The sequence below is a fragment of the Ruegeria arenilitoris genome, assembly GCF_013035315.1.
Classification (GTDB): Bacteria; Pseudomonadota; Alphaproteobacteria; order Rhodobacterales; family Rhodobacteraceae; genus Ruegeria; species Ruegeria arenilitoris_D.
In genome coordinates, this window is sequence record NZ_WQHP01000001.1 from 877,716 (window position 1) to 903,447 (window position 25,732).

Here is a 25,732-nt window from a genome sequence, read left to right on the forward strand (position 1 = left end):
CCTATCGCCCCCCGTACTCGAAAAACGCGGCAATTTCATTCGCAAACGCCACCCGATCTGCAGGGCCTTGCTCAATCGATGCACGCGCAGCGCGGGTGACCTCTTCGCCAACATAGTCGGCATATTCTTCAACAAGATCGGCGATGAACTCTTGGGTCATTTCGGGATGATGCTGGACGGTAAAAACATGGTTCCCGATGGCATAGCCCGCGATCGGGCAACCCGGGCTTTCGAACAGCAGCTGGGCACCTTCGGGCAATGCGCCCACTTGTTCGATATGCGAGCCATACAGGTGCCAGCCATTCTGAGGGTTCGACCAAGGCGCTGGTGCTATGCAATTGGTTTCAATCCGGCCATGCGCCCAGCCTTCCGGATTTCGAACGATCGGTGCGCCCAGGGTTTTTGCGATGATCTGGTGGCCGAAGCATGCGCCAAAAACCGGGATTTTACGGTCGATAAGGTCTTTGATAAACCCTTCAAGCTGCTGCATCCACGGTGCATTCTCGGTGACCGACGCGGGGCTTCCAGAAATCATCACCCCGTCAAATTGAGAAAGATCGTCGGGGAATTCGCCCTTGCAAACCCAATAAGCCTCGACCTCCCAATCGGGGCGGACTTCTGCAATCAAAGTGGCGAATTTTTCGTCATCCAACGGGCGCGCCTTTGCAAAAGCGCTAAAGTCGGTGTTGGTGACAAGGGTCGCAAGTCGCATATCAGATAAACCACACGTAAAAGTCGAGCAGAGCGTCAGGCTCCAGTTCGCGCGTCTTACGGAATTCCCGCTCTTTCATGAAGGCATGATTTTCAACCAACTCGCGCCCGACGGCATCGACCAACGCCGTGTCGGCCTGAAGGTCTTGAATCGCCTTGCGCAAGTTCGGTGCAGTACCGGTTCGGGCGTCCACTTTGTCAAACCCATCTCCGGTCTCGATGGGCGGTAAGTTCATCTTGGCCTCATACCCAAGCCGGGCCGCCTGCAAAACCGCTGCGGCTGCGGTGTAAGGGTTTGCGCTGGCGTCCGCCATACGATGCTCAAGACGGGCTTTTGCGCCACCCTCTCCGGACACGCGCGTCGTGACACCGCGATGGTCGCCGCCCCAGTTTTTCCAATATCCGGAAAGAGATGCAGGCTGCAGGCGGCGATACGATCCGGCGGTAGGCGCGATCAGGCCGGCCAACCCCTCGTGATGGTGAACAAGGCCCGCAAGGCAACCGCGCGACAGATCATTCAGATGATCCGGGCCGCCGACCTCTCCGGTTGCCAGCGCATTTTTGCCCTCGGCGTCCTGAAACGAGAAATTGATGTGCATGCCGGATCCACCAAGCTCTGACAGCGGCTTAGGCAGAAATGTCAGGACAATCCCGTGGTCCAGGGCAATCTCGCGCGCCATCTGGCGGAAAAGGACGATGTCATCCACGGCGGTCAGCGCGTCATCGAATGTCAGAGTGTATTCGAACTGCGGGCTATCATATTCGGCCGTGATCAGATCCAGTCTGAACCCCATTTCCAGTGCCTTGTTCCAGATCACGTCGTTGATCCGCATAGGGTCCGCAAAAGGCCCCGTACCGTACACACCGCCACCGGGTGCATCGTAGGGGCGCAACCGGCCATCTTCACCGCCTTGCAAAGCGTAAGCCTCCAGCTCGATCCCTAGCATCGGTTTCAAGCCGTGCTTTTCCCAATCAGCCACTGCGCGCTTCAAGGCACCGCGCGGACATAAAGACAACGGAGAGCCATCGGCGTCATACAGATCACCCAAGACAATCGACGTATTGGGTTCCCAACCCTTGCGAACGTCGTCGCCGCGCCAGCGCAATTCCATATCCGGCGCGCCTTCGCGCACTTTCGCATGCGGCGCATCCAGCAGAAGATCACGGTCGTAATGCACGCCGAAGGTTGCACGCGCAAAACGGGTCGAGGCATCACCGATCTTGCTGGCGGGCATATACTTCCCGCGCGGGATCGACAGATGATCGATGAACAAAGCTCGTAAACGGTTGGACATTTGAAACCTATTGCAGAGTGACGCGAACAGGCATCCGCTTGATGCCGTTTACAAAATTGGATCGGACAAAGGCCTCGGGCCCTTCGGGTTCGATGGTTTTGATCCGTTTGACCAATTCCTCGAACAGCACCCGCACCTCGAGCCGGGCAAGATGCATTCCAAGGCAAACATGCGGCCCGCCCTGCCCCCATCCCAGCTGACGATTGGGCTTGCGTGACAGGTTCAGGCGATACGGGTCTTCGAACATCGTCTCATCCCGGTTGGCCGAAATGAACCAGTAAAGAACCTTGTCGCCTTCCTTGATCTGCTGGCCGTGGACTTCGACATCCTTCATCGCCGTACGGCGAAAATAGGTTGCAGGCGATGCCCAGCGCACAATCTCATCTGCGGCTGTCCCCCAAACCTCGCCCGAGCGCATCTCTTCCAGCAGACCCTCCTGCCGCGCGATCGCCTGGATGCCCGCCGCGATGGAGTACCGGGTTGTGTCATTGCCCGCAGCAACCAACAGGCAGAAGAAATTACGGAACTCGGTTTCCGAGATCGTTTCACCATTTTCATCGGGCTGCAGAATGAGGTGAAGGATGCCGCTGGTGTCACCGGTCGCGTTTTTCTTGTCCATCAGCGTGCGGGAATACTCGTACAGCTCGGCACCAGCAGGCGAGTTGAACGGCATCAGGCGATAGGCGTCCGTCTCCATCTTATCGACCACGTGTTCGGTAAAATCCGGATCGGAGTTGGCCATCAGAGCGTCGCCCTTATCGACCAGCCACGGAAGGTCTTCATCCGGGACCCCCAGAATTTGGCCCAGCATCCGCATGGGCAACTCCCGCGCGATATCGCGCGTCGCGTCGAAACTTCCCTTTTCTAATGCCTTGTCCAAAATCGGGCCGCAGAGATCACGGATCTGATCCTCGAATCCGGCCACAACCTTGGGCGAGAACGCCTTTGCCACTTTCATGCGGACCTTACGGTGCTCTGTCCCATCGGTTTCCTGAAAGGTACGACGAGCCATGTATTCCTCGTATGTCTGGTCCTCCATACGAATGCCACGCGCCGACGAAAAAGTTTCGACGTCCCGCACCATCTTGTCGATATCCGCGTGACGGGTAATGGACCAGTACCCCTTGCCGCCTTCAAACTCGGACCAGTGGCAGGGCGCTTCTCGTCTCAGCCGTGCGAATGTGTTGTAGGGCGCGCCGTTGGCGAAACTGTCATGCGAGCCGAGGTCTGCGAACCCGTCGTCTTCAGGAACCCACATGGTCATAGAAACGCCTCCGTCTTTGTTGTTTCTTGCGATTTTCAAAGTGTCGATGCGAACGGCCCGAAATCCGTTTGGCAAACGTGTTGGATGCCTTTTTCTGCATCGAGCGGCGATCAACTGGCCGCCATTCCCGCCAAACCCGCCAGATGGTCGACCCGAGGATGATCAGAATGATGCAGAACAGCAGGAACGCGATCGGGCGATCAATGAAGTCAAGCGGGGTTTTGACCCGCGCCAGAGACGCCCGCAGCTTGACCTCCATGATCCCGCCCAAGACCATCCCCAGGATGATCGGAACGATGGGCATATTCAGGCGCTTTAGGACAAACCCAAGCAAACCGAACACTGCTGCGATGATGCAGTCCATTGCAGAGTTACGAATCGAATAGACGCCCACAAAGCTGAGCAACAGGATGCACATCCCCAGAAAGCGGTTTGGAATACGCGTCAGGTGAACAAGCCAGCCTGTAGAGACCAAGAGGAAGCCAACCACTATGACATTCAGAACCAGTAGCGCGATGTACAGCGCGACGACAAAGTCCATGTCATTCTGGAACAGCCCCGGCCCCGGCACGACGTTGTGCACATAGAACACCGACAGCATCATCGCCGTCAGAGCCTCACCCGGAATGCCCAACGCCAACAGCGGGATCATGGCCGCTGCAGGGACAGCGTTGTTCGCGGTTTCCGACGCGATCAGCCCCTCTGACGAGCCATGCCCGAACGCTTTGGGATTCTTCGAAAGTTTCCGCGCCGAAGTGTAGGACATGAACTGAGCCGTGAATTCACCGACCCCCGGGATCATACCCATGACCACGCCGAAACTGGCCGAGATGGCCGCAACGCGCGGATGACGGGCCAATTCCCGAAAACCCTGAAACAACGAACCGCGCGACCGGGGCAGCCGGATTTTCTCATCATCCATCGTCAGCAGCAAAAAGGCCTGCGACAGCGCGAAAAGGCCCAGAACAACCACGATCAGATCAAGACCACCAGCCAACCAGCTCTGCCCGAAGGTGAAGCGGCGCGTATAGGCAGCCGGTTCCAGACCAACAGTGCCGATCAGGATGCCGAACCCCGCAAGCGCGGCCGCAATCGCCATCTGACCCTTGTGGGCAACGACGACCAATACAAGGCCAAGCAACGCAGCCAGGAAGATCTCACGCGAGCCGAACATTGGCGCGATCTTCGCAAGTACAGGCGACAGAAAGATCAGGCAGATCACCGAAAACAAGCCGCCCAGAAAGCTGGCTGAATAGGCCAAGGACAGCGCTCGCCGCCCCTCGCCCCTCAATGTCATCGGGAACCCGTCATAGGTGGTCAACGCATTCACGGCCGTACCGGGCGTGTTGATCAGGATTGCGGGTATGGACCCGCCATACATAGACGAGCCGTAGATACCCAACAGCAGCGTCAGGCCTACGATCGGATCCATCGAGAATGTCGCGGGCAACAGGATGGCAATGGCAACAGCCGGTCCTACCCCGGGAATTGCACCGATGGCCACGCCGCCAACGGCCCCCACCAGCAGAGCAAGCATCACGTCCCAGCGCGCCAGAACGTCAATGGCCGAAAAGATCAGATCCATCAGAGATACACCAAGAAGAATGTTCGGACCGAATCCGGCAGGAACTCATAGAGTTGCGCGCCCGGAATACTGACGCCCAGAAACCCCTTGAACAGGACCACCATCGCAATCGCGAACAGCGCGGCAATTCCCAATGCAAAACGGGTTCGATAGCCCAAGCGGTACGTCAGCGCGCAGGCGAAGATGATGCTCATGGGCATAAAACCAAGGCGTGGAACGGCCGCGACATAGACCAGGAACCAAACGAGGTATTCCAAAGGCTCTGCCCAGCGACGCGCTTCGACCCAATCCAGCGCATTGGGCTTTCTGCGTCGCATCAAGCGATAATGGACCGCAAAGCCCGCAAGCATCGTGATCAGCGCGATTGCCGGCCACAAACGAGGCTGGCTGCCGATATTACGCGCCTTTTCGGTCCATTCAGTCTGATTGCCGATCTGCGAAAGCAGGACCAGAGTTACGATCAGACCTGCAACAACAAACACAACCTGACCGGATGTCTTTGTCTTGACCTGTAAAAGCTCGGAATTGTCCATTCGAAGTGGCCCCTAGCAGAGTTGAGAGGGCGCGGTCGCGCCCTCTCGCAAGATCGCAATTACTGGCCCAGCGCTTCTGAGATGGTGCCCAGAGTTGCTTTGTCTTCTGCGATAACAGCAGCGCTTTCATCGGCGTTCAGCCAGTAGACCAGCGCACCAGTTTCTTCGGCCAATTGTTGTGCTCGCTCGCTTTTGACCGTCTTCTCGGCAACGGCGGCAATCTTGTCGCGCACATCTGCCGGGGTGTCCTTGGTCACGAACAGACCGTTCCAAAGGGAAATGTCGAGGCTCGGTTCGACTTCGCCAATCGCGGGCGTGTCAGGAACCTTGCTGATCCGCTCACCCGTGATCGAGACCAGCACTTTAACGTCGTCAATGCACGGCAGGATAAGTTGCAACGTGGTGTTGATCACATCCGCATCGCCCGAAGCCAGCGTGTTGCAATCCAAAGCGTCAAACGCAGCGTCCCCGCCCCATTCAAATCCCATTGTCGAAGACAGGGCCTTGGTGACTTGGGTTGGTGTCAGCACGTCGCCAAAATGTCCCAAGAAAACCTCGTTCTCTTTAGCGTAATCAGCCAGTTCCTGCATCGACGAATAGGGCGCGTTGCCGGAAGTCGCGATGACAAACGGATAAGTAAGGAAGATACCGATCGGGTCGAACTTCTCGGGCGTCAGCTCAGGAATGTCGATCTCATGACCAATCAAGGAAACAGCCGGAACGAAAGAGCCGATGGTGTAGCCATCCGCCGGGGCCGTGGCGACCTCTACAGCGCCGGGGAACGGGCCGCCGCCACCGCCGGGCTTGTTCACCACAGCCGCTGGCACGCCATATTCCGCCTGAAAGTCTTCGGCGATCATCCGGGTCAGCACGTCTTCCAAATCGCCCGGAGGCCACGGGACAATGAAGCTTACGGGTTTTTCGGGGTACTCGGCCAGGGCCGGACCGGCCAGACCAATAGCAAGTGCGGCCAGTGCGGCCTTGGCTTTGTTGGACATATCATCTCCCTGCGACGCGTCGCTACGTTGGTTTATTATTTGAACCTTTAGTATCATTTATTCTGAATTGGATTCTTCACCTGTCAACAAAAAAATCATCATTGACAAATGCACGTTTAAAGTTTGACACTTTTTTTGACACCATAGGTTCATTATTTAAACCATGAGGCTTGACTTGGACACTTCGAGAATTGAGGAACTTCGGTCCCGAGCCGTTCCACCGGCAAGTCATCTGATTGAAGGCACCCCTCATCAGTCATCAGACGGCGGTACACTGAACGTTGTATCGCCCATCGACGGCTCGATCCTGACCACCATGCCCAAGGGCACGCGAGACGACGCAAGGTTGGCAATCCGGTCTGCGCGACGTGCTTTTGACGATGGAAGATGGTCCGGGCTAGCCCCCTCTTCTCGCAAGAAAGTTTTGCTCAAGTGGGCGGACCTGATCGAAGCAAACGCGGAAGAACTGGCCGTTTTGGGTGTGCGCGATAATGGCACGGAAATCGGAATGGCCTACAAGGCCGAACCCCTCAGCGCCGCGGGAACGATCCGTTATTTTGCAGAAGCGGTCGACAAGATTTACGGAGAGATTGCCCCAACTGCACCGAACGCGCTTGGGCTTGTGCATAAACAGCCAGTCGGAGTTGTTGGCGCGATCGTGCCGTGGAACTTTCCTTTGATGATCGGCAGTTGGAAGCTGGGCCCAGCCCTTGCCGCGGGCTGTACAGTGGTGCTGAAACCCGCAGAAACGGCCTCGTTGACTCTGATCCGCCTGGCACAGCTTGCTATCGACGCCGGACTGCCGCCCGGCGTTTTCAATGTCGTGACCGGAGAGGGCGCGGTCGTTGGTGCCGAGATCGCTGAATCTCATGACGTCGATGTTCTGGTTTTCACCGGATCGGGCGCGACCGGGCGGCGGTTGATGGAGGCCTCTGCAAAGTCCAACCTCAAACGCGTTTACCTGGAACTTGGCGGCAAATCTCCAAATATCGTTTTTGCCGACGCGCCTGATTTGACTGAGGCCGCGAAAGTGTCAGCCGCCGGTATCTTTCGCAATTCCGGCCAGGTCTGCGTCGCCGGATCGCGGCTGCTAGTGCAGCGCGAAATTCACGACAAGTTCGTTGAAATGTTGGTTCAGCATGCTGAGGCCATGCGGGTTGGAGATCCGCTGGACCCAAATACTCAAGCGGGTGCTGTGAACTCGGAACACCAACTGGCGCAGAACCTCGCGTTCGTTGACGAGGCCCGCGCCGCAGGTCGCACCATTGCCACGGGCGGTACGCGCATCCTGCAAGAAACAGGCGGCACCTATATGGCACCAACGATTATCACGGGCGTACAACCCGATGACCGCGTCGTCTGCGAAGAGGTGTTCGGCCCGGTTCTGACGGTGCAACCCTTCGACACCGAAGAAGAAGCAATCGCGCTGGCCAACGCGTCAAAGTTCGGCCTGGCTGCCGGCCTGTGGACAGCTGACCTATCGCGCGCCCACCGTATGATCGCTAAAATTCAGGCGGGTGTGGTGCACGTCAACACCTATGGCGGCGCGGATATCACCGTGCCTCTGGGCGGGGTAAAGCAATCCGGAAACGGGCATGACAAGTCCTTGCATGCGTTCGATAAATATCTGGACTTGAAAACCGCCTGGATAAAACTCTGAGCCGAGGATTTTGCGTGACCCTTCCTTCTAAGTCAGTCGAGCTTATGGAACGCCGGGCCAGACTATTGGGCCCCAACGTTTCGACGTTCTATGACGAGCCCGTGCATTTCGTGAAAGGCGAAGGCGTTTGGCTTTGGGACGCTGATGGGCGCAAATATCTGGATTGCTACAACAATGTCCCCCATGTCGGGCACTGCAATCCGCGCGTGGTCGAGGCGATCTGTCGTCAGGCGTCGACCCTGAACACCCACACGCGATACCTGCACGACGGTATTCTGGATTACGTCGAAAAACTGACGGGTACCATGGATGCCTCGCTCGACACCGCGATCCTGACCTGCACCGGGTCCGAGGCCAATGACATTGCGCTGCGCATGGCCGAAGGAATGACCGGCAAACGGGGCATCATTGCCACCGACGCAACATACCACGGCAATACTGCGCTGGTCAGCCAGTTGGGCAAATCCAATGTGCCCACGGTCGGGTTCGGGCTGGATCAGTATTTCAGGTTCGTCGACGCCCCGGACAGTTATCGCAACCCGGACCCGGATGGTGCGGGGTTCGCTGACGCCGTGGCCGAACAGATCGCCGAACATGAAAAGTCCGGCGTTGGATTCGCAGCCTTGGTCATCTGCCCCTATTTCCTCAACGAAGGGTTTCCAGATCATCCTGACGGGTGGTTGAAGCCCGTGGCCGAAGTTGCTCGAAAGGCTGGCGGTCTATTGATCTGTGACGAAGTTCAGTCGGGCTTTGGGCGCACGGGCACGCATATGTGGGCGCACCAAAAAATGGGCATCGTGCCGGACATCGTTACGATGGGCAAACCGATGGCCAATGGGCACCCGGTAGGTGGCGTTGTGACGCGCGGCGAAATCCTTTCCACCTTTCGTAAAGGGTATCGCTACTTCAATACGTTCGGTGGCAACCCGGTCTCTTGTGCCGCGGCGATGGCCGTCCTGCAGGAAATGGAAGATCACGACCTGATGGCAAATGCGAAAACCGTCGGTGAACATGCGCGTTCGCGCCTGACCCTTTTGAAGCAGAAATACGAGTTCATTGGTGATGTCAGAGGATCAGGCCTGATATTCGGTGCCGAGATGGTTTTGGACCGTCAATGCAAGGAACCCGCCAGCGCCTTCACCGATCGCGTTATCAATGCCATGCGCCGTCGCGGCGTCATCCATTCCAAATTAGGCAGGCATAAGAACACCCTGAAAATCCGCCCCCCGATGCCATTTTCAATCGAAAATGCGGACCTCCTTTTCGATACGCTGGACGAAGTTCTGGCTGAAACGCCCCTGACGCGATGAAAGAGATCGTAGAGCAGGCCCTCGTCCAATGGGGCATGGAAGATGCCGAATGGTCGTTGGTAGCTGCGCGCGAAAACCACGTCTACCGCGTGCGGAACGGAACGGCGTCTTACGCACTGCGCCTGCATCGCGAGGGCCTGCACTCGGCCGCCGAACTTTGGTCGGAACTCCAATGGATGTCAGCGGCTGCGGCGGACGGCGTCAGTGTGCCCTCCCCTGTCGCGACCAAGAATGGTGAGTTTCTGATTGAGGTCGACGGGATACATGTCGATCTGTTGGATTGGTTGCCGGGCCGCCCGTTGGGCGCGACCGGGGCGAGGCTTGAAACTGAAAACCAAACGGCAACATTCAAGGCGATTGGCCGCGAAATGGCCCGGTTGCACAAAATCAGCGACGCCTGGACACCTCCGAAAAACTTCACGCGCTGGTCCTGGGACTGCGCCGGACTGCTGGGAGATGAGCCACTGTGGGGCCGTTTTTGGGAAAACCCTACGATAAACGGTGAAGACCGAGCCCTTCTGCTCCGCTTTCGAGACAAAGCAGACCACGAATTGCTGCGGCTTGAGAGCAGCCTGGATTATGGCCTGATACATGCCGACCTCGTGCGTGAAAACGTGATAGTGGACGGCGACAAAATACGGCTGATTGATTTCGATGACTCTGGCTATGGTTTCCGACTGTTCGACGTGGCCACAACGCTGATCAAGAACCGGGAGGAGCCGGATTTCGCGCAGCTGCGCGATGCCTTGCTCGAAGGATATCGGTCCGAACGTCCCATCAACACAGACCAGCTTGATCTATTCATGACCTTGCGCGCCACATCGTACGTTGGATGGATCTCATCCCGATTGGACGAAGAAGGCTCATCAGACCGCAACACCCGATTTCTTGAGACGGCCCGAGAGTTGCTGACTGAATATCTGGATTAATGCGCACGCAGGAGAGGAACACATGACCCAAAAAACAGTTCTGCTGATTGGCACCTACGACACCAAAGAACCTGAGATGCGCTTCATCGAGGAGGTGGTCAAAGCGCAAGGTGCCAATGTTCTGACAATGGACGTCTCGGTTCTTGGAGATCCGGAAAGCGCGACGGACATCAGCAAACACGACGTGGCTGCTGCGGGCGGAATGACAATTGACGAGGTGATCGCGCAAGGCGATGAAAACAAGGCTTTCCGCGTCATGTCCGCAGGCGCAGCCAAGGTCGTGGCGCAGGCTTACGCAGAGGGACGCTTTCAAGGCATGCTGGCAATCGGCGGAACGATGGGCACTGATCTGGCGTTAGACTGTGCCCAAGCGCTTCCAATGGGTGTGCCGAAATACATCGTTTCGACCGTTAGTTTCTCGCCTTTGATCCCTCCGCATCGCCTGGCCCCGGACATTCAAATGATCCTTTGGGCCGGTGGCCTATATGGAATGAATTCAATCTGCCGGTCTTCTCTGAGTCAGGCTGCGGGCGCTGTTGTCGGAGCGACCAAAGCAGCCATTGAGCTGGATCGCAGCAAACCCTTGATCGGAATGACCAGCCTTGGCTCTTCCTGTCTGCGTTACATGAAAACCCTGAAGCCTGCATTGGAAGAGCGTGGTTTTGAGGTCGCCGTGTTCCATTCAACAGGAATGGGCGGCATGGCGTTTGAGAAACTCGCCGGCGAAGGCGCTTTTGTCTGCGTCATGGATTTCTGCATGCAGGAATTTGGGAATCTGATGGCTGGGTCGGTCGTGTCCAGCGGTGAAGACCGCGTGACGAATGCCGGGCGCGCGGGCACTCCTCAAATGGTCGCACCGGGCGCGCTGGATCTGCTGGATTTTGCAGGCTGGCAGGACATTCCGGATCAATACGCTGATCGTCCCTTTCACGAGCATAACCGCCTGATAAAGAGCTCGGTCTTTACCGGCGAAGAACGCCGCGCCTGGGTTCGGGAACTCGCCAATCGCCTGGAGGCCGCGACCGGGCCGGTTCACTTTTTCTTGCCGGTACTGGGCGTCGAAGCCTGGGATAAAGAAGGGGAAGAAGCCCACGACCCGGACGCATTGGCTGATATGGTTGACGAAGTTCGAAAAGTCCTGTCGGACCGAGTGCCAACAACCGAACTGGGCGCCCATATCAACGATCAGGACTTTAGCGATGCTGTCTTGGCACAGTTCGATACCTGGGTGCAGAGCGGTACAATTTCTGTTTAGAAAAGGCAGAAGCGCTTTCGGGCGATTTCGTTTCAGTGGCAGCGGGGTACAAAACCCAGTGATTTCAGACGGATGAAATGACCACGTCGATGAGACGTGCCGAAAGGGTTTTTGGTTGCCATCGATTGATGACCGGTAGATGACCGGATCAGAGGCCTATTTGTTTAAAACAGCAAAGGCCTTTCTGAGCCTATTCGCCTTCCTTTGGCTCGGTTCATACTTGAGGGGTGATCAATACACTCCTGTTGCAACGATTGTGGCTCCGAACTGTGGCAAAAAATTCGATGATCCGGAGAAAATGCCGATTTACCCCTGCAGCAAGAACAAAAAAAATAATTTAAATTCAATAATTTAAACCAAAACCAGTAATGCAACCAAGTAACACATTCCAAACTGTGAACTAAAACACTTCCAAGAATCTTAACACTTGGCAGTATGGTTCAGTGTGTTTTAGCGAGGCTGTTGGTTGCAAGATGTATGTTACAAAGTTCGAAAAGCAGTTTTGCGCCGTCAAAGACATCCGCAAGGATGAGTTTGCCCGCAAATTTCCATTGCTGGACGATAGATCTGTGCATGCTCAGTGGAAGAAAGGTTCGTGGCAGATCACGCGGATAGGCGAGATCTGGAAAAGGACCGGGAAGGTTTTTTCTGTTCCTTACGAAGGCATTGATGCCTACCCATCCTTCCAATTCGCAGAAGACGGAACGCCACTCCCGTTAATGGAAACTGTGTTAAAAGCGCTGCCAGCCGATATGACACCCTGGCAACTTGCATATTGGATGACCTCTCCTAAGGCTGAACTTGGAGGAGACACTCCAGCGAAGTCCATTCAAACTGGGGATAACCGTGTGGTTGACGCGGCAGGCAAACTCGGCGTCGATTTGCTGAACTAGACGGGTACCAGCCGAAGGATTTCGACCACGCAAAGAAACCCACAAAGCGAAGCTTTCGGTGCGCGATCAAGCGGGCCGGCACCTTTTCCACCCGCCCGACATTCAGCTTGACCGGTTTTCTGGTCGCCTCGCCGCCTCAATAGCGTTTAAGGCTGCTCTACAGAAGGGCGCCGATTAGGCGAACGTTACCAAACGCAATCGGGTTTCGCGAGAAGGCCGGACTAGGTGGCGTTCAAGATCGGACCATCCAACAATCTGACCAATTCTCCGAAGTAACCTGCTGAACGCGCTGGGCGCGTAGGATCGGACGAAATTGCGACGGCAAGGTCCCGGGCTGGATGGGCCGCTATTATTTGCCCTCCATAGCCCCGCGCCAGAGCATAGCCCGAAGCGGACAGAAACCAGCCATACCCATAATCCAACCCAGAGAAAGCCGAACGACCATATGGCTTGGTCGATTCCAATACCCAGCGTTCAGGAATGATCTGCCTATCCCCGAAAGCGCCGCGGTCCCGAAGCAATACCGCGATTTTCAGCATCGACTTTGGCGTTATCGCCATCTCATTTCCTCCGAGGTAGTACCCCTGAGGATCCCTCGTCCAAGCTGGTATCTCGATCTCAAGCGGGTCACCCAACCTCTCACGCGTGAGGGCCAAAAGACTTTGACCGGTTGCCACGGTCAATGCCGCACCAAGGACATGGGTTGAACCAGTGGAATAGAGCATCTGTTGTCCGGGCTCGGCAATCATCGGCCGCGTCAAAACATCCGCCACCCAGTTGGGAGAGCTGATCCATTCCCCGTAATTACTGCCAGAGGTCCTTTCGAGACCGGCTCGCAGCGTCACCAGATCCTCCATAGTAATGCTTTCAGAGCCGGGTGTCGCATTGGCGGGCAACAGTCGCGGAGCAACCTCCCGCAAAGTGGCATCAACAGAAGGGATTTCTTGCCGATCGATCGCCGTCCCAAGCAACAGAGCAACAATACTCTTCGAACAGGACTTAATATTGGCCGGTCTGTTCAGACTCGCCCCCTGCTGGGCCTGAGCAAAAATAACGTCGTCTCCGCGTTGAATTTGAAGGGAATGCAACTGCGGCAGACCAGCAATCGCCTCATTCAGCGCCACCGTTTGTCCGCGAGCAACGTACGGAGCAGCCATTGCGGTTGCAGTTACCAACAGAAACTTTCGACGTGTGATCATGGGATTCATTTGGAGGCCAATCTCTAAATGTCCAGACACCGACGCAACATCTCAGCACTTTTGTTCAAGATGCTCGATAAGCCCGTAGAAACGCAAAGTGGGATTTGAAGCAACAGAAAGCTTGGTTCGTGCGTTTGGCTTGCATCCTGGTGCGCAAGAACTGTGGTAGGCTGGCCCTGAGGACATTCTAGCAGGAGATTCCCCGTTGCTACCGAATTCACTCCGTCTCACACTCACTGCCCTGACAATCGCCATCTCTGTATGTGCCCTGCCCGACCGCGTCGATGCGGTATCGCAAGATGTCCCTGCGTGGTTGAAAAAGCACGTCGGTACGGGTGACGGCCAAATCGCGCCGATCGTTCTGGAAAGGGCGCGAGCGCTGTACAATGAGAAACTTCGCCGAGGCGAAGTCAGGAACCCCTGCTACCTAGCCAAGGACGCAACCCGTCCCAGCACAGCAAGTAACGGCAATCCAGGCAAGCGGTTTTACGTCATCTGCGAGTCACAAAAGTCTTTCCGGGCTGTCTCATCCGGCTATGGGAATGGCCGAAAACTCAAGCGCGCCAATTTCTCTAACGGTCGGCAATGCGCCAAGAATTTCAGCAATGCGGAAGGATCCAAGCTAACCGCCGGAGGTGCCTATGTGACGGCGGAAACCCGAACGTCTTTCAAAGGTTACTACAGTCAATCAGGCAAAACACAGCCGTTCTACCGCACGTTCCTTTTGTTTGATGGGGAAGGCGAAACGAGCAATGCCCGCGAACGCGCTATCGGCGGGCATCCTGCGGTCTTCCTAAAGTGGCAATGCCGGTTCAAAAACCCGCAAAGCACACATGCGGACAACCAAGGTTATGTCCCGTACGGAAAACTTGTGAACTATACTGGTGGTCGCAGCAATGGGTGCACAACGTGGTCCCAGTCTGCGTCTAAGGAGATCTTAGCGCTTGTGGAAGGGAACCCGACGACTCTCTACATCTACCCAGAATCCAAAGACATAAATGCGGTCGCCAAGGCGGTCAAAAAAGGGAAATCGCTAGCGCGAGCAGGTACCTATTGGAATGCAGCTTGCCTGCAAGCAATAGGCGCACCAAAGTTCTGGCCAAAAAGCAGCCTCCAACCAATCATAAACAGTTGGCGCGCATCCTTGCCCAAACAACCACCATTGGAATTGCCCATCTGCAACTAAACTCACCCACGCACAGAAATCCAGCCACGTCCGCTTCTTATCCATTTCGGCTCGGGATCGGGGCGTCAGTAAGAATGGTGCTGGCAAAAAAATGCAAACCAGATCCCGACAGATCGATGATATTGTCCTTTTGGGCCAAAACTTCGCTCTGTCTCGTGGCACAAGTTAATGCCGCGCGGGTGTCAGCGACCCCTCTATAACGCAGTGCTAGAACTGGGACCTGAGTTACGCTCCATGCGTGGGGCCTACTCCGTCTTGGATTAACAATATTCGCGCCAAGCTCATCTGACAAAGCGATTGGACTGAGCTGATTTGCAGGGAGTCAGATAGTGTGCGGAGATGGACAACACCTGTGCACACATGTGCCTAACAGATTGAAATCATGGCACACAAATAACTGCGGAAAGGAGTAAGCTCATGCTTGATACTTACAATATCCGCACCGCAGACATGCCGAGTGAGATGCAGATCTTGCTCGACAAATATCCCCGCGACAGCTGGGACGCACATCCTGGTTTCAAAGAGAAAACGCGTCACTGGCTGGGTGCGCACCAGATGTTCCGGCGCCTTGCCGAACTGGTTCGGACAGATGCAGAGGATTACCTGGAAAAGGACGTGTCGCCAGATGAATACGCAGCGCGCCTGTCCTACTATGGCAATGCCCTCGTCGGGAATCTGCATGGACATCATGGGTGGGAAGATCGCAGCTACTTCCCCGAGCTTTCTGCCGCGGATTCCCGCTTTGATGCCGGGTTAGAAGTGTTGGAAAAGGACCATGCTGATCTTGATCTGGTGCTTGACCAATACACCCGGACAGCCAATCGTGTGATAAAGCTCATTCAACTGGACGAGGTTCAGGCCCGTTCGGAAGTGGGGACATTGCGCGATACCTCTGAGGCCATCGAGGCCTTTCTACAACGCCACCTGAGCGATGAAGAGGAACTTGCCGTTCCAATCGTACTCCATCACCGCCTGAGAGGGTAAGGCCACCCAAATGACCGACCATTCTAAACAGGAAGATCAGTCAAACGCGGAAACGCGCCGTGCCCGAGGAGAATTCGTGCGCGGCGTCAGCGGATTTCGGCATTCGATTGGCGATCCGGATTTCCCGGCCGAACCAAACCGTTATCACTTGTTTGTCGCCTTGAACTGTCCTTGGTGCCATCGTGTAACTTTGGCGCGCAATTTGTTGGGACTGCAGGGCAGCATCTCGATGGACGTGGCCTTTCCAAACCGTACGGGCGAAGATCATCCTGACGGCCCAAATCACTGGCAGTTTGCACCCGAACAAGTGGCATCGCTGACCGGTAGCCCGCTACCAGAATGTACTGATGAAACCGGCACGGGTCAGGGTTTTGAACTGGTGCGGGAAATCTATCGGGCCGAAGTAGCGGACGAACGATCGGTGCCGATACTCTACGATAAAAAGACGAACCGCATCGTTAACAACGAAAGCGCGGAGTTAATTCGTATGCTGGATCACCATGCAACTGCACTGGGCGGTTCGCGCAGCGTTTCTGAACAGCAAAAGTTGTACCCCGACGAGCTGGAGCTTCGGAGTGAGATTGACGATTTGAACGAGCGGATTTACGTCAATATTAACAACGGTGCATACAAAGCAGGTTTTTCTTCAGATCAGGCAATCTATGCCAAAGCGTTCGAAAACTACTTTGAAACACTGGCCCAGCTTGAAGCGCGTCTTGCCGGTGATGAACGCCCATTTCTAACTGGAAACACCTTCACCGAAGCTGACCTGCGCCTGTTCCCAACGCTGTACCGTCACGATCCTGTCTATTACCTGCGCATGAAGTTGAACGGCGCTAAAATCCTTGATTACCCACACTTGTGGCGCTGGCTTTGCCGAGTTCATAGCTTGCCGGGCGTTGCGCAGAGCAGTTCTTTGGACCACTGTCGGCAGGGGTATTTCGGGCGTAGCTGGAATGGCGTCATACCTTTGGGCCCCTTTGAGCCCATGTCTTACCCAGAAGCTTATATGCATCCGGAATTGGCAAGGCCCATTGGGCAGGTTCAAAGTTAGGCTTGATATGCCAGTTCAGTTTTAGTCCAGGACCAAGACTAACGCTCGACCTAACTCGCACTGGCACCAACAACCCACGATGTTGACCGATCTTTTCTTTCGCTTCGCAGAAATGTCCTAGGATTTGTAAAGCCCGGGCACCAATCCCTCTGCCAGCTCTTTCAAAAGATCCGGCGCAGTCCCCGCAGGCTGTATTGGGCCATAGTGTACATCGTAGGTTCCACCCAGTTTAGCGATCAACTCAGATACGTACCTTAAGGACGCCACCCTACGCCCGACCTCATCGTTTCCTCCGCTGAGAAGCGCAGCCAATCGGCGGGTTCGGTAGTAGTGCCGCGAATTACGCATGTTCGCCGAGGCGGGAACAATCGGTGCCCCGCTTTCTGCGGAAACACGTGTCACCCCGGTTCGCCACGGTGGTTCGACCAGACGTCCGTCTCTCAATGCTGGCACTCGGCCCGAACCAAAAACCAAAAGCGCACCCTCCTCTTTCAGATGCGCCAACATGCCCGCACGAGTTTGGCGCGCCGTCAGCACCTTGTCCTGTCGGTCCAAGTCCACCGGTACGATCAAATCGCGCCCAAGAAACCGCTCGGCCTCTCGCCCGGCAACGACCTTCAAGTCGGAGCGGTGGTCGAGCAGAGCTCCTGCATGGGCCAAAAAATCGAAAGTTCCGATTGGATGTGTTGATCCAATGATCACGGAGCCGTTGGCAGGAATGTTCTCAAGCCCGTGGGCTTTGACAACAGTTCCCCCATTCATAGCTAGAACCGCTCTCACCAGGTCATGCCCAGTACGTTCCCCCAGCTCTAACAGAATTTGTTCTGTTTCGTTCAAGGCAAAAAAAGCCTGGCCGGTCACGGTACGGCTGATCAAGTCAACGCCCTTCATTAACTGGCATAGCGTCTTTAGCCTAAGGTCAGCGCCAATCGGAATGCGCAGTCGAGCGCGCAGCAACTCATCCAGCGGATCGTGTTTCTTGTCGTTGGTCAATACCGTTGCCCCGTCGTTACCGCAAAGCTAGCACGCATTCACAACAACGGCACAAGGCCAATCGAACAGTTTTGAAGCTCTCTGTGGTCCACACAGCGCGTCGGCGAGATTGAATACTAAGGGATGTGCAATGACACTCTTTGGAGATCGCAAAAGCGTATGCGCATTGACTTTCTCAACATGCGCTAAATTGTTGTAGACAAAGGAGGAGAGACCGAGTGCAAGCCGAAGGTTTTATCAAAGGTCGACCCTTGAGCCTTGCTGTGTTGGACTACGGCTTGTTCAAGGTTCATTCCAACGGTCGCATAATCGGCATCTCGGGCTTCGCCATCCAAACGGATGAAAATGAAACGATCCTCGTCGACACTGGCCTCCCGGAAAAATACGCTCAGGATGCCGAAGCAGCCTCAAAAGAAGATCGATTGGATGTGTTTGGAGAGGTGCTTGAGTGCACGCCCGACAACTTGCCTGCAGCACAGTTGGCCAAACTTGGTTTAACCTCCGAAGACGTCACGCTTCATGTTTGCACACATACCCATATCGACCACGTGGGCGGGTTGCATGCATTTCCAGAAGCGCCGATCTTGGTTTCTGCTAAGGAACGCAAACTCGCCAAGCCACTGTATTGGGGCGACGCGCGCGCCATAGACTGGCCCAAGTGTTACTATTTTCAGGTGGAGGGTGATGTGCGTGTCGGCCCGGGGCTAACGGTGCTGGAAGCGTCGGGTCATTCGCCGGGGCAGACTGCGCTGTTGGTTGAACTACCGTCACAAACGATAATGTTGACCAGCGATGCCATTTCCAGAGCGGAAGAATTTGATGAAAAGTTTGTCGGGGCTTGGAACGAGGCTGCGGCAAATGCCAGCGCAGAACGGTTGATGAAACTGGCAGCAGAGAAAGACGCGTTCGTGATTTATGGCCATTGCCCGAAACAATGGCCCAGTTTACGAAAAGCGCCAGAGACTTACAGCTGAGCTTCGGTAATCGACGATATTAGGAAACGAGCGTTGACATAACGCCCTGCCCGCCTAAAGCCAGATTGCTCTAACCAACCTTCGAAAATCGGATTAGATCAAACAGACCTTTTCGGCAAGTTCATCAATCAGCACGCGTTGGTTTTCGCTGTAATCAACCGGAAGATCGATCAGGTGTACGCCACCTGCTGCAAACGCCTGCTCAAAGGTGGGTACCAGATCCTCAGTTCGTTCCACCCGGTGGCCGGTCGCACCATAGCTTCTGGCATATTGCACGAAATCCGGGTTTTTGAACTCCAGTCCCCAGTCTTCAAAACCAGCATGAGACTGCTTCCAGCGGATCATCCCGTATGAGCTGTCGTTCAGAATGGTCACAACTAGATTGAGGCCCAAGCGAACAGCTGTTTCAACTTCCTGACTATTCATCATAAAGCCACCGTCGCCACATATCGCCATGACCCGACGGTCAGGATAGAGCTTGGCTGCCATCATGGCTGAGGGCAGGCCAGCTCCCATCGTGGCCAGCGCGTTATCCAGCAAAACAGTATTTGGTTGGTAGGCCTGATAATTGCGGGCGTACCAAATTTTATAGATGCCATTGTCCAAAGCGATGATATCGCAATCCCTCATGACTTTGCGCGTGTCGGCCACAAAGCGCTGCGGGATCACCGGGAAGCGCGGATCATCTGCGCCTTCCGAGATGTGCATATCGGTTTCCTGCTTGACCCTCTCGAAATAGCTGCGGTCAAAATCCAGTGGGCCACCAAGCTTATCGCCCAACCGTTCGATGGATTGCGCCAAATCGCCGACAACTTCGACCTGCGGGAAGTAAACCTGGTCAACTTGCGCGGCCTTGTAGTTCACATGGATCACCTTGGTCCCGCCTTCTTTCATGAAGAAGGGCGGTTTTTCCACGACGTCGTGACCCACATTTATAATCAGATCAGCGCGTTCGATCGCGCAGTGCAGGTAGTCCCCATCGGATAGCGCCGCTGTTCCCAAAAACAGATCGGACCGCTCGTCCACCACACCTTTGCCCATCTGCGTGTCAAAGAAAGGAATCTGCGTGTCATTTACAAACTGACTAAGCGCGCTGCGGGCGTGTTTCCGGTTGGCACCAGCCCCCAATAGCAGCAATGGCATTTTGGCCGAGCGGATCATCTCGGCCGCCTCATTCAAAACCGTGTCACCAGCCACGGCATAGTAACGGGGATGAGGTTGCAGGACCGGTTCGGTGGTGTCTTCGGCCGCTATGTCCTCGGGAAGTTCCAGCAGAACCGCACCAGGACGCTCCTCTTGCGCGACGCGAAATGCTTCTCGGATTAACGAGGGAATGGTGTTGCCGTGCACAATCTGCTTGGACATTTTGCAAATCGGGTCGAACAGACCCACCACATCAACGATCTGAAACTGGCCCTGCTTCGATTTTTTGATGGGCTTTTGACCCGTGATCATAACCAGCGGCATCCCACCCAAATGAGCATAAGCTGCAGGGGTCGCAAAGTTCGTGGCACCGGGGCCAAGTGTTGCCATGCAGACCCCCGCCTTGCCCGTCAATCTCCCATATGTTGCCGCCATGAAAGCTGCGCCTTGTTCATGACGGGTCAGAACAAGCTCAATCCTGGACGTCCTCAAAGATTCCAACACATCCAGGTTTTCCTCGCCCGGGACGGCAAAAACATACTCGACACCTTCAGCCTCCAGCGCTGCGACTAACAAATCCGAAGCTTTGGTGAAGGTGGTTGCGGTTTGGTCAAAAGCAGACATGTGCTCTCCTGATATCGCGGTGGATCCGTCAGTTTGGCATGACATTCGAGTGGAGACCGGTCCCTTTCAAACAGGGCTCCGGCCCCAGAGTTTTCGGCGGCTTGCAACCATAGGGTTTCGAAGGCAGCGCATCCGTCGACACCCACCAGCCATGTTTCAATACAACACGCGCAAGACGCAGCTTCAACAGCCGTATTAGCCGACGGTGTAGAGTTGCGTGCGGCCCCCTCACGAAAAGCCAAATGCGCCAGCCAAGACCTTCGCGGTTTCTGAACAGGCTTTCGTCGGACCGCTGACGCGAACATCGGAAAGAAGCGCATTTAGCAACGACAAGCAGCCGCCTTGCTCACTTCTATCCCTAGCTGTGTAAAAAGTGGTACGCGTTTCGGAGCGGCAAAAGGAACCGGACGTTCAGGATTCACTTCCAAAAGAGCTACCTTGGGATCGGTATTGAAGAACCTTTTGGGTGATCTATCCCTGACAATTTTCGCATCTTCGTGCATGATGAAAAACTAGGCAGACTGTTTTTGTCCTCCGGGAAGTGCTTGAATTATCAAGAGGCTCGCTATGGAAGTATTGGTTAATGGCATAAACACGGTCCTTTGGAACTACGTATTAATCTACGGACTTCTCGGAACCGGTATCTTTTTCACAATTCGACTTGGCGCACTTCAGTTTCTTCATTTTGGGGAAATGGTGCGCGTACTCACGTCTTCGAAGAGTACGGACAAAAGAGGTATTACTCCGTTTCAAGCGCTGACAGTAAGTTTGGCTTCACGTGTCGGCACTGGAAACCTGGCCGGCGTAGCTGTCGCCCTGACTCTAGGAGGTCCGGGTGCCATCTTTTGGATGTGGATCGTAGCATTGGTTGGAATGGCCACGGCTTATTCTGAAAGTACTTTGGCCCAACTCTATAAAGTCACATCGTCCAACGGCAGGTTCAGAGGAGGCCCAGCGTTCTATATGGCCAACGCCTTGAATGCTCCTTGGGCCGGAGTCATTTTTTCGATCTGCCTGATAGTCAGCTTTGGTTTGGTTTTTGTCGCGGTCCAATCCAACTCGATCGCCGAAGCTTTCGAGGGCGCGTTCGGGTTGAACAAATTGATCGTTGGCATAGCGCTGGCCGCAGCCGCAGCGGTGGTCATATTCGGTGGAATTAGAACCATCGCAAAGTTCGCTGAGATTGTTGTACCGCTCATGGCGGGTCTCTACCTGTTGCTTGCCTGTGTTGTGGTAGTCCTGAACATTTCCGAAGTACCCGCTATGTTGTGGTCGATTGTTGCAGGGGCATTTGGCCTTCAAGAAGCTGCCGGAGGCGTGACAGGAGGCGTCATGGCTGCTGCCCTTAACGGCATAAAAAGAGGGCTTTTCTCCAACGAAGCGGGCATGGGCTCGGCACCGAACATTGCAGCGGTTGCCACACCTGAGCCCCACCACCCTTCCAGCCAAGGTTTCGTTCAGGCATTTGGGTGTTTTGTGGATACGATTTTGGTCGCTACCGCAACTGCATTGCTAATTCTTTTGTCGGGCGCAATCGAAATTGATGGACCTACTGGTATGCGACTGACTCAAGACGCGGCGGCGGTCCATCTCGGCGAAATCGGTCGCCACTTCATAGCGGTTGCCATCGTCTTTTTTGGCTTCACATCCATACTGGGCAATTACTCATATGCCGAGAACGCAATGACGTTCCTAAAGTTGGAAGGCAAACTGCCGATTTACATCTTGCGATTGGGCTGCCTTGCAATGGTTGTTTGGGGCGCTGTGCAAGCTGTTGCCACAGTGTTCAATTTCGCGGATGCGGCCATGGGAATAATGGCAACCATCAATTTGGTGGCAATAGTGCTCCTGTCTGGCACCGTATACAAATTGACGGTGGATTATCTTTCGCAACGCCGACAGAACCTTGAACCTCGCTTTGTCGCCAGCAAATTTCCCGAACTTAGCAAGGGCGTAGATCACACTGTCTGGACGGAGGAGATCCATGCCGATACTCAAAACCACCGATAGCGAGAGGCTTCAGGAAGTCTTGGACGATATCGCAGATCGCATTGCCGGCATGTCCGAAAGGGGGAAAGTGGCGCAATACATTCCAGAACTCGCCACAGTTGATCTGAACCAATTCGGTATTGCCATTGCACCAATCGACGGCCCACTAATTTCCGCTGGGGACGCGGGAACTCTATTCTCAATTCAGAGCATCTCAAAAGTGTTCTCGCTCACATTGGCGCTGCAACAGGTTGGTGCCTCTTTGTGGCAAAGAGTCGGCCGGGAACCTTCCGGCGATCCATTCAATTCAATCGTACAGCTTGAACACGAACGCGGAATCCCAAGGAACCCGTTTATCAACCCGGGTGCGATCATAGTGGCAGATGTTTTGCTCGAAGACCGTTCTTCTGATGAAGCAGTCAACGACCTTTTGGCATTGTGCCGAGAACTTTCGGACGACAACTCGATCGAGGTCGATGCGTCAGTTGCAGAGTCTGAGATGCGAACTGGGTCCAGAAACCGCGCTCTTGCGCATTTTATGCAGGCGGAAGGTAATCTTAACGCACCGGTAGAGGATGTTTTGTCTCTGTACTTTCGCCAGTGTAGCATAGCCATGTCTTGTGAACAGTTAGCATTGGCGGGCCGCTTTCTCGCCGCAGCGGGTCAAAATCCGGCCACCGGTGCCACAGTATTGTCCGCACAGCGAGCCAGAAGAGTAACCGCACTGATGATGATGTGCGGTTCTTACGATGCCTCGGGTGAGTTCGCCTTCCGTGTTGGCCTTCCAGCGAAAAGCGGTGTTGGTGGCGGAATCTTGTGCATTGTTCCTGGTATCGCATCTGTAGTCGCCTGGAGCCCCGGGCTCGACCAAAAGGGCAATTCCCATTTGGCATCCATCGCATTTCAGGAGTTAGTTCGTGCCACAGGATGGTCTATCTTCGGGCCAAGTACGTAACCGGGATTGCGTGAACTGCGTTAAAACGAAATGATTTCCGCTTCGATGACTGACGGGTAACGCCTGAACAGCGAAACGTGTCTCCTTATTTCCCGGTTCAATCTACAGTGTTTATTGGCTGAATAGTTTTGCAAGGCGATTGCCCAAACCAAACTTTGGAGCGAAATACGCCACGTTTGAGCGGCTAGGATTTGTGGCCGGCGGTAGTGCTTACCCATGGAATAGGAATTGTTGAAACGGGCATCAGGTGAGGTGACTTCCGTAAGCGGGGCGTCCTGTCAAAAACCGAAAGGCCGCTTTTGGCTCAGAGCGGTCATTTAGTGAGACCCGCGTCGCCCACGCGGCGCGAGCAAAACTTTAGAGCAATAAATTTCGATTTGATTATACATAATGATGGGGTATAAATTAATGCAGAACCAACATATAGATTGTAGGTGTTGGAGTGGATGGTGAAAGGCCTTAAATCAGCAGTTGCAACTACGCTGGCTGCAATTCTGACGATATACCCCAACTTAGGCGCAGCAGACCCAGTCTCGGAACAGATTGAAGCGTTGCTACGAACCAAAACGAATGCACGTAATGCACTGTCTAACAGTAATAGTTTGGATGCAGAAAACCTCGCGCCTCGTTTCTATGAGGTCAGGGAATATTCGCCAGCTTGGACAAGTGTTGAATTGGTTGATGAGCTTTTTAAGGAGTTGGATGGGGCAATTGATCAGGGTTTCACGCCAAGAGATTTCAAGCTAGAAGAGCTTAGGTCCGCATTCAAAGCCTCACTGGTTGGCGATGCCTCGAATCGAGCTTTGTTCGATATTCTGGCGACTGACGCGGCAATAAAACTCTTACATCATTTGGTGTTTGGAAAAGTCGACCCAAATGCGCTGGACGACGATTGGAATTTCTCCAAGCCAGTAATAAAACAAGACCCTTCCATTGTATTGAGTCAATTTCTTCAAGGTGAAGGCTTCAGCGCTTTAATTGAACGCATCGATATCGACAACGCGCAATATGCGATGCTCGTCGATGCATTAAGCAAATACAGAGCTATCGCATCAACGGGAGGCTGGAACAAAATCTCCGAAGAAACGGTTCTGAAGCCGGAAATGGTGGATCCTGCCGTCGCTGAACTGCGCAAAAGGCTGGCGGCAGAAGGCTACGATGGAACAAATGAATTTGTAGAAACTAGCCAAGAGGGCATAAATCCAGCTTGGGTTTACGACGACAACTTGGTTGATTTGGTCAAAACTTTCCAAAATCGTCACGGCTTGGAGGCAGATGGCGTCGTTGGTGGTAAGACTTTTGCGTCTCTCAACAAACCTGTCGAAGATCGCATAAATAAGTTGCGCCTGAGCCTGGAGCGAGGCCGCTGGCTCATGCGGGAAATCGACGAAGAATTCGTTCTAGTAAACATTGCCGGAGCCCGTACTTACTTGGTCACGTCCGATAGGACGGTTTGGACCACTCGGTCGATCACAGGATCAGCCTACCGAAAAACCCCAGTGTTCCTAGATGAAATTGAATACATGGAATTCAATCCGACTTGGACGGTTCCCGCCTCGATTTTTCGGAAGGACAAGCTTTCGCGCATCCGCAAGGATCCAGCCTATCTTGCTCGTAACAATTACGTGGTTCGGAACAAAGACGGACAGACAATTCCCGCCAACGCTGTGAACTGGGGCGCAGAGAACCCCGCTGTCACTTTGGTACAGCAGCCGGGTCCAGAAAATGCCTTAGGTTTGGTCAAATTCATGTTTCCCAATAAATACGCAGTTTACTTACATGATACCAACGACCGCAGTCTTTTCGACAGAAATGAGCGGAACCTAAGTTCCGGCTGCGTTCGTGTTGAATATCCGTTCGAATTTGCCAGCCTTCTGATGGAAGGAGAGCCCAACTGGAGCCGGCAAAAAATGCAATCCATTCTGGATAGCGGGAAGACAACGCGCGTAAACCTACCTGAGCCCATGCCGGTCCTTTTGACCTATTGGACTGCGTGGGTCGAAGATGGGGTCGTTCATTTCCGTGAAGACCCATACGAACGAGATGCTCGAATTCTTGCTGCCTTGGACCGATGAAAACGTCATCTTCAAAGAAATGCGCAATTCCAAGCGTGCTAAACGGGAGGACTGGTGAATCCAATTGGTGGAAAAGCAAAACGGTATGAGCGGCGACAGGGGAGCGCATGAGGGTTTGGCTAG

21 protein-coding genes are annotated in these 25,732 nt (G+C 54.6%); 12 read left to right on the forward strand and 9 right to left on the reverse strand.

The window, feature by feature from the left end; translation table 11 throughout:
* Position 1: 1 nt before the first annotated feature.
* Genes GOV53_RS04290 through GOV53_RS04315 form a run of 6 tightly spaced genes read right to left on the reverse strand, consistent with a single transcriptional unit; the run spans position 2 to position 6,386 of the window.
* The gene (locus tag GOV53_RS04290; protein WP_170464440.1) at positions 2-712 is read right to left on the reverse strand and encodes a type 1 glutamine amidotransferase; all 711 of its coding nucleotides are present in this window, start codon (positions 710-712) and stop codon (positions 2-4) included.
* A 1-nt stretch (position 713) separates the two neighbouring features.
* Positions 714-2,006: a glutamine synthetase family protein gene (locus GOV53_RS04295; RefSeq protein ID WP_170464441.1), complete on the reverse strand. Its 1,293-nt coding sequence runs from the start codon at positions 2,004-2,006 to the stop codon at positions 714-716.
* A 7-nt stretch (positions 2,007-2,013) separates the two neighbouring features.
* Positions 2,014-3,270 (reverse strand): cytochrome P450, encoded by a 1,257-nt coding sequence (locus GOV53_RS04300; protein ID WP_170464442.1) that lies wholly within the window; start codon positions 3,268-3,270, stop codon positions 2,014-2,016.
* Positions 3,251-4,855, reverse strand: a complete 1,605-nt coding sequence (locus GOV53_RS04305) for a tripartite tricarboxylate transporter permease (protein ID WP_170464443.1) — start codon at positions 4,853-4,855, stop codon at positions 3,251-3,253. The genes GOV53_RS04300 and GOV53_RS04305 overlap by 20 nt, the downstream gene beginning before the upstream one ends.
* The gene (locus GOV53_RS04310; protein ID WP_170464444.1) at positions 4,855-5,388 is read right to left on the reverse strand and encodes a tripartite tricarboxylate transporter TctB family protein; all 534 of its coding nucleotides are present in this window, start codon (positions 5,386-5,388) and stop codon (positions 4,855-4,857) included. The genes GOV53_RS04305 and GOV53_RS04310 overlap by 1 nt, the downstream gene beginning before the upstream one ends.
* 59 nt (positions 5,389-5,447) lie before the next feature.
* On the reverse strand, positions 5,448-6,386 hold the full coding sequence (locus GOV53_RS04315) for a tripartite tricarboxylate transporter substrate binding protein (RefSeq protein WP_170464445.1): 939 nt from the start codon (positions 6,384-6,386) through the stop codon (positions 5,448-5,450).
* Between the two features lie 175 nt (positions 6,387-6,561).
* Here GOV53_RS04315 and GOV53_RS04320 point away from each other — a divergent pair, with 175 nt between their 5' ends.
* The 5 genes from GOV53_RS04320 (at position 6,562) to GOV53_RS04340 (ending at position 12,433) form a co-directional block, all read left to right on the forward strand.
* The gene (locus GOV53_RS04320) at positions 6,562-8,046 is read left to right on the forward strand and encodes an aldehyde dehydrogenase (RefSeq protein ID WP_170464446.1); all 1,485 of its coding nucleotides are present in this window, start codon (positions 6,562-6,564) and stop codon (positions 8,044-8,046) included.
* Between the two features lie 44 nt (positions 8,047-8,090).
* Positions 8,091-9,356, forward strand: a complete 1,266-nt coding sequence (locus GOV53_RS04325; RefSeq protein ID WP_170464531.1) for an aspartate aminotransferase family protein — start codon at positions 8,091-8,093, stop codon at positions 9,354-9,356.
* The gene (locus tag GOV53_RS04330) at positions 9,353-10,285 is read left to right on the forward strand and encodes a phosphotransferase enzyme family protein (protein WP_170464447.1); all 933 of its coding nucleotides are present in this window, start codon (positions 9,353-9,355) and stop codon (positions 10,283-10,285) included. Before GOV53_RS04325 ends, GOV53_RS04330 begins: the two co-directional genes overlap by 4 nt.
* A 22-nt stretch (positions 10,286-10,307) precedes the next feature.
* Positions 10,308-11,540, forward strand: coding sequence for a Tm-1-like ATP-binding domain-containing protein (locus GOV53_RS04335; protein WP_170464448.1), 1,233 nt, complete (start codon positions 10,308-10,310; stop codon positions 11,538-11,540).
* A gap of 473 nt (positions 11,541-12,013) precedes the next feature.
* Entirely contained in the window at positions 12,014-12,433 is a 420-nt protein-coding gene (locus GOV53_RS04340) for a hypothetical protein (protein ID WP_170464449.1), read from the forward strand.
* Positions 12,434-12,654: 221 nt separating this feature from the next.
* Here GOV53_RS04340 and GOV53_RS04345 read toward each other — a convergent pair whose 3' ends face one another.
* Positions 12,655-13,632: a serine hydrolase domain-containing protein gene (locus tag GOV53_RS04345; RefSeq protein WP_170464450.1), complete on the reverse strand. Its 978-nt coding sequence runs from the start codon at positions 13,630-13,632 to the stop codon at positions 12,655-12,657.
* A 205-nt stretch (positions 13,633-13,837) separates the two neighbouring features.
* Here GOV53_RS04345 and GOV53_RS04350 point away from each other — a divergent pair, with 205 nt between their 5' ends.
* The 3 genes from GOV53_RS04350 (at position 13,838) to GOV53_RS04360 (ending at position 16,856) form a co-directional block, all read left to right on the forward strand.
* Positions 13,838-14,818, forward strand: coding sequence for a murein L,D-transpeptidase catalytic domain family protein (locus tag GOV53_RS04350; RefSeq protein WP_170464451.1), 981 nt, complete (start codon positions 13,838-13,840; stop codon positions 14,816-14,818).
* A gap of 417 nt (positions 14,819-15,235) precedes the next feature.
* Positions 15,236-15,802, forward strand: coding sequence for a hemerythrin domain-containing protein (locus tag GOV53_RS04355; protein ID WP_170464452.1), 567 nt, complete (start codon positions 15,236-15,238; stop codon positions 15,800-15,802).
* Positions 15,803-15,878: 76 nt separating this feature from the next.
* A complete protein-coding gene (locus tag GOV53_RS04360) occupies positions 15,879-16,856 on the forward strand; it encodes a glutathione S-transferase C-terminal domain-containing protein (protein ID WP_367648747.1) in 978 nt (325 codons plus the stop codon).
* Between the two features lie 117 nt (positions 16,857-16,973).
* On the opposite strand, the gene GOV53_RS04365 is transcribed toward GOV53_RS04360, so the two are convergent.
* A complete protein-coding gene (locus tag GOV53_RS04365) occupies positions 16,974-17,849 on the reverse strand; it encodes a 1-acyl-sn-glycerol-3-phosphate acyltransferase (protein ID WP_170464454.1) in 876 nt (291 codons plus the stop codon).
* Between the two features lie 218 nt (positions 17,850-18,067).
* On the opposite strand from GOV53_RS04365, the gene GOV53_RS04370 reads away from it, so the two are divergent.
* Positions 18,068-18,823 carry an N-acyl homoserine lactonase family protein gene (locus tag GOV53_RS04370; protein WP_170464455.1) on the forward strand — a complete coding sequence of 252 codons (756 nt, stop codon included), beginning with the start codon at positions 18,068-18,070 and terminating at the stop codon, positions 18,821-18,823.
* 93 nt (positions 18,824-18,916) lie between these two features.
* On the opposite strand, the gene GOV53_RS04375 is transcribed toward GOV53_RS04370, so the two are convergent.
* Positions 18,917-20,590, reverse strand: coding sequence for an acetolactate synthase large subunit (locus tag GOV53_RS04375; protein WP_170464456.1), 1,674 nt, complete (start codon positions 20,588-20,590; stop codon positions 18,917-18,919).
* Between the two features lie 567 nt (positions 20,591-21,157).
* On the opposite strand from GOV53_RS04375, the gene GOV53_RS04380 reads away from it, so the two are divergent.
* From GOV53_RS04380 to GOV53_RS04390, 3 genes are all read left to right on the forward strand, one after another.
* Entirely contained in the window at positions 21,158-22,600 is a 1,443-nt protein-coding gene (locus tag GOV53_RS04380) for an alanine/glycine:cation symporter family protein (protein ID WP_170464457.1), read from the forward strand.
* Entirely contained in the window at positions 22,575-23,534 is a 960-nt protein-coding gene (locus tag GOV53_RS04385; protein ID WP_170464458.1) for a glutaminase, read from the forward strand. Before GOV53_RS04380 ends, GOV53_RS04385 begins: the two co-directional genes overlap by 26 nt.
* Before the next feature lie 449 nt (positions 23,535-23,983).
* Positions 23,984-25,609: a L,D-transpeptidase family protein gene (locus GOV53_RS04390; protein ID WP_367648748.1), complete on the forward strand. Its 1,626-nt coding sequence runs from the start codon at positions 23,984-23,986 to the stop codon at positions 25,607-25,609.
* Positions 25,610-25,732: the final 123 nt, after the last annotated feature.

What these genes read in the sequence shown, in the direction of transcription:
- GOV53_RS04290 (WP_170464440.1), bottom strand. Translation starts at nt 712, where the DNA reads ATGCGACTTGCGACCCTTGTCACCAACACCGACTTTAGCGCTTTTGCA.
- GOV53_RS04295 (WP_170464441.1), bottom strand. Translation starts at nt 2,006, where the DNA reads ATGTCCAACCGTTTACGAGCTTTGTTCATCGATCATCTGTCGATCCCG.
- GOV53_RS04300 (WP_170464442.1), bottom strand. Translation starts at nt 3,270, where the DNA reads ATGACCATGTGGGTTCCTGAAGACGACGGGTTCGCAGACCTCGGCTCG.
- GOV53_RS04305 (WP_170464443.1), bottom strand. Translation starts at nt 4,855, where the DNA reads ATGGATCTGATCTTTTCGGCCATTGACGTTCTGGCGCGCTGGGACGTG.
- GOV53_RS04310 (WP_170464444.1), bottom strand. Translation starts at nt 5,388, where the DNA reads ATGGACAATTCCGAGCTTTTACAGGTCAAGACAAAGACATCCGGTCAG.
- GOV53_RS04315 (WP_170464445.1), bottom strand. Translation starts at nt 6,386, where the DNA reads ATGTCCAACAAAGCCAAGGCCGCACTGGCCGCACTTGCTATTGGTCTG.
- GOV53_RS04325 (WP_170464531.1), top strand. Translation starts at nt 8,091, where the DNA reads ATGGAACGCCGGGCCAGACTATTGGGCCCCAACGTTTCGACGTTCTAT.
- GOV53_RS04330 (WP_170464447.1), top strand. Translation starts at nt 9,353, where the DNA reads ATGAAAGAGATCGTAGAGCAGGCCCTCGTCCAATGGGGCATGGAAGAT.
- GOV53_RS04335 (WP_170464448.1), top strand. Translation starts at nt 10,308, where the DNA reads ATGACCCAAAAAACAGTTCTGCTGATTGGCACCTACGACACCAAAGAA.
- GOV53_RS04340 (WP_170464449.1), top strand. Translation starts at nt 12,014, where the DNA reads ATGTATGTTACAAAGTTCGAAAAGCAGTTTTGCGCCGTCAAAGACATC.
- GOV53_RS04345 (WP_170464450.1), bottom strand. Translation starts at nt 13,632, where the DNA reads ATGATCACACGTCGAAAGTTTCTGTTGGTAACTGCAACCGCAATGGCT.
- GOV53_RS04355 (WP_170464452.1), top strand. Translation starts at nt 15,236, where the DNA reads ATGCTTGATACTTACAATATCCGCACCGCAGACATGCCGAGTGAGATG.
- GOV53_RS04375 (WP_170464456.1), bottom strand. Translation starts at nt 20,590, where the DNA reads ATGTCTGCTTTTGACCAAACCGCAACCACCTTCACCAAAGCTTCGGAT.
- GOV53_RS04380 (WP_170464457.1), top strand. Translation starts at nt 21,158, where the DNA reads ATGGAAGTATTGGTTAATGGCATAAACACGGTCCTTTGGAACTACGTA.
- GOV53_RS04385 (WP_170464458.1), top strand. Translation starts at nt 22,575, where the DNA reads ATGCCGATACTCAAAACCACCGATAGCGAGAGGCTTCAGGAAGTCTTG.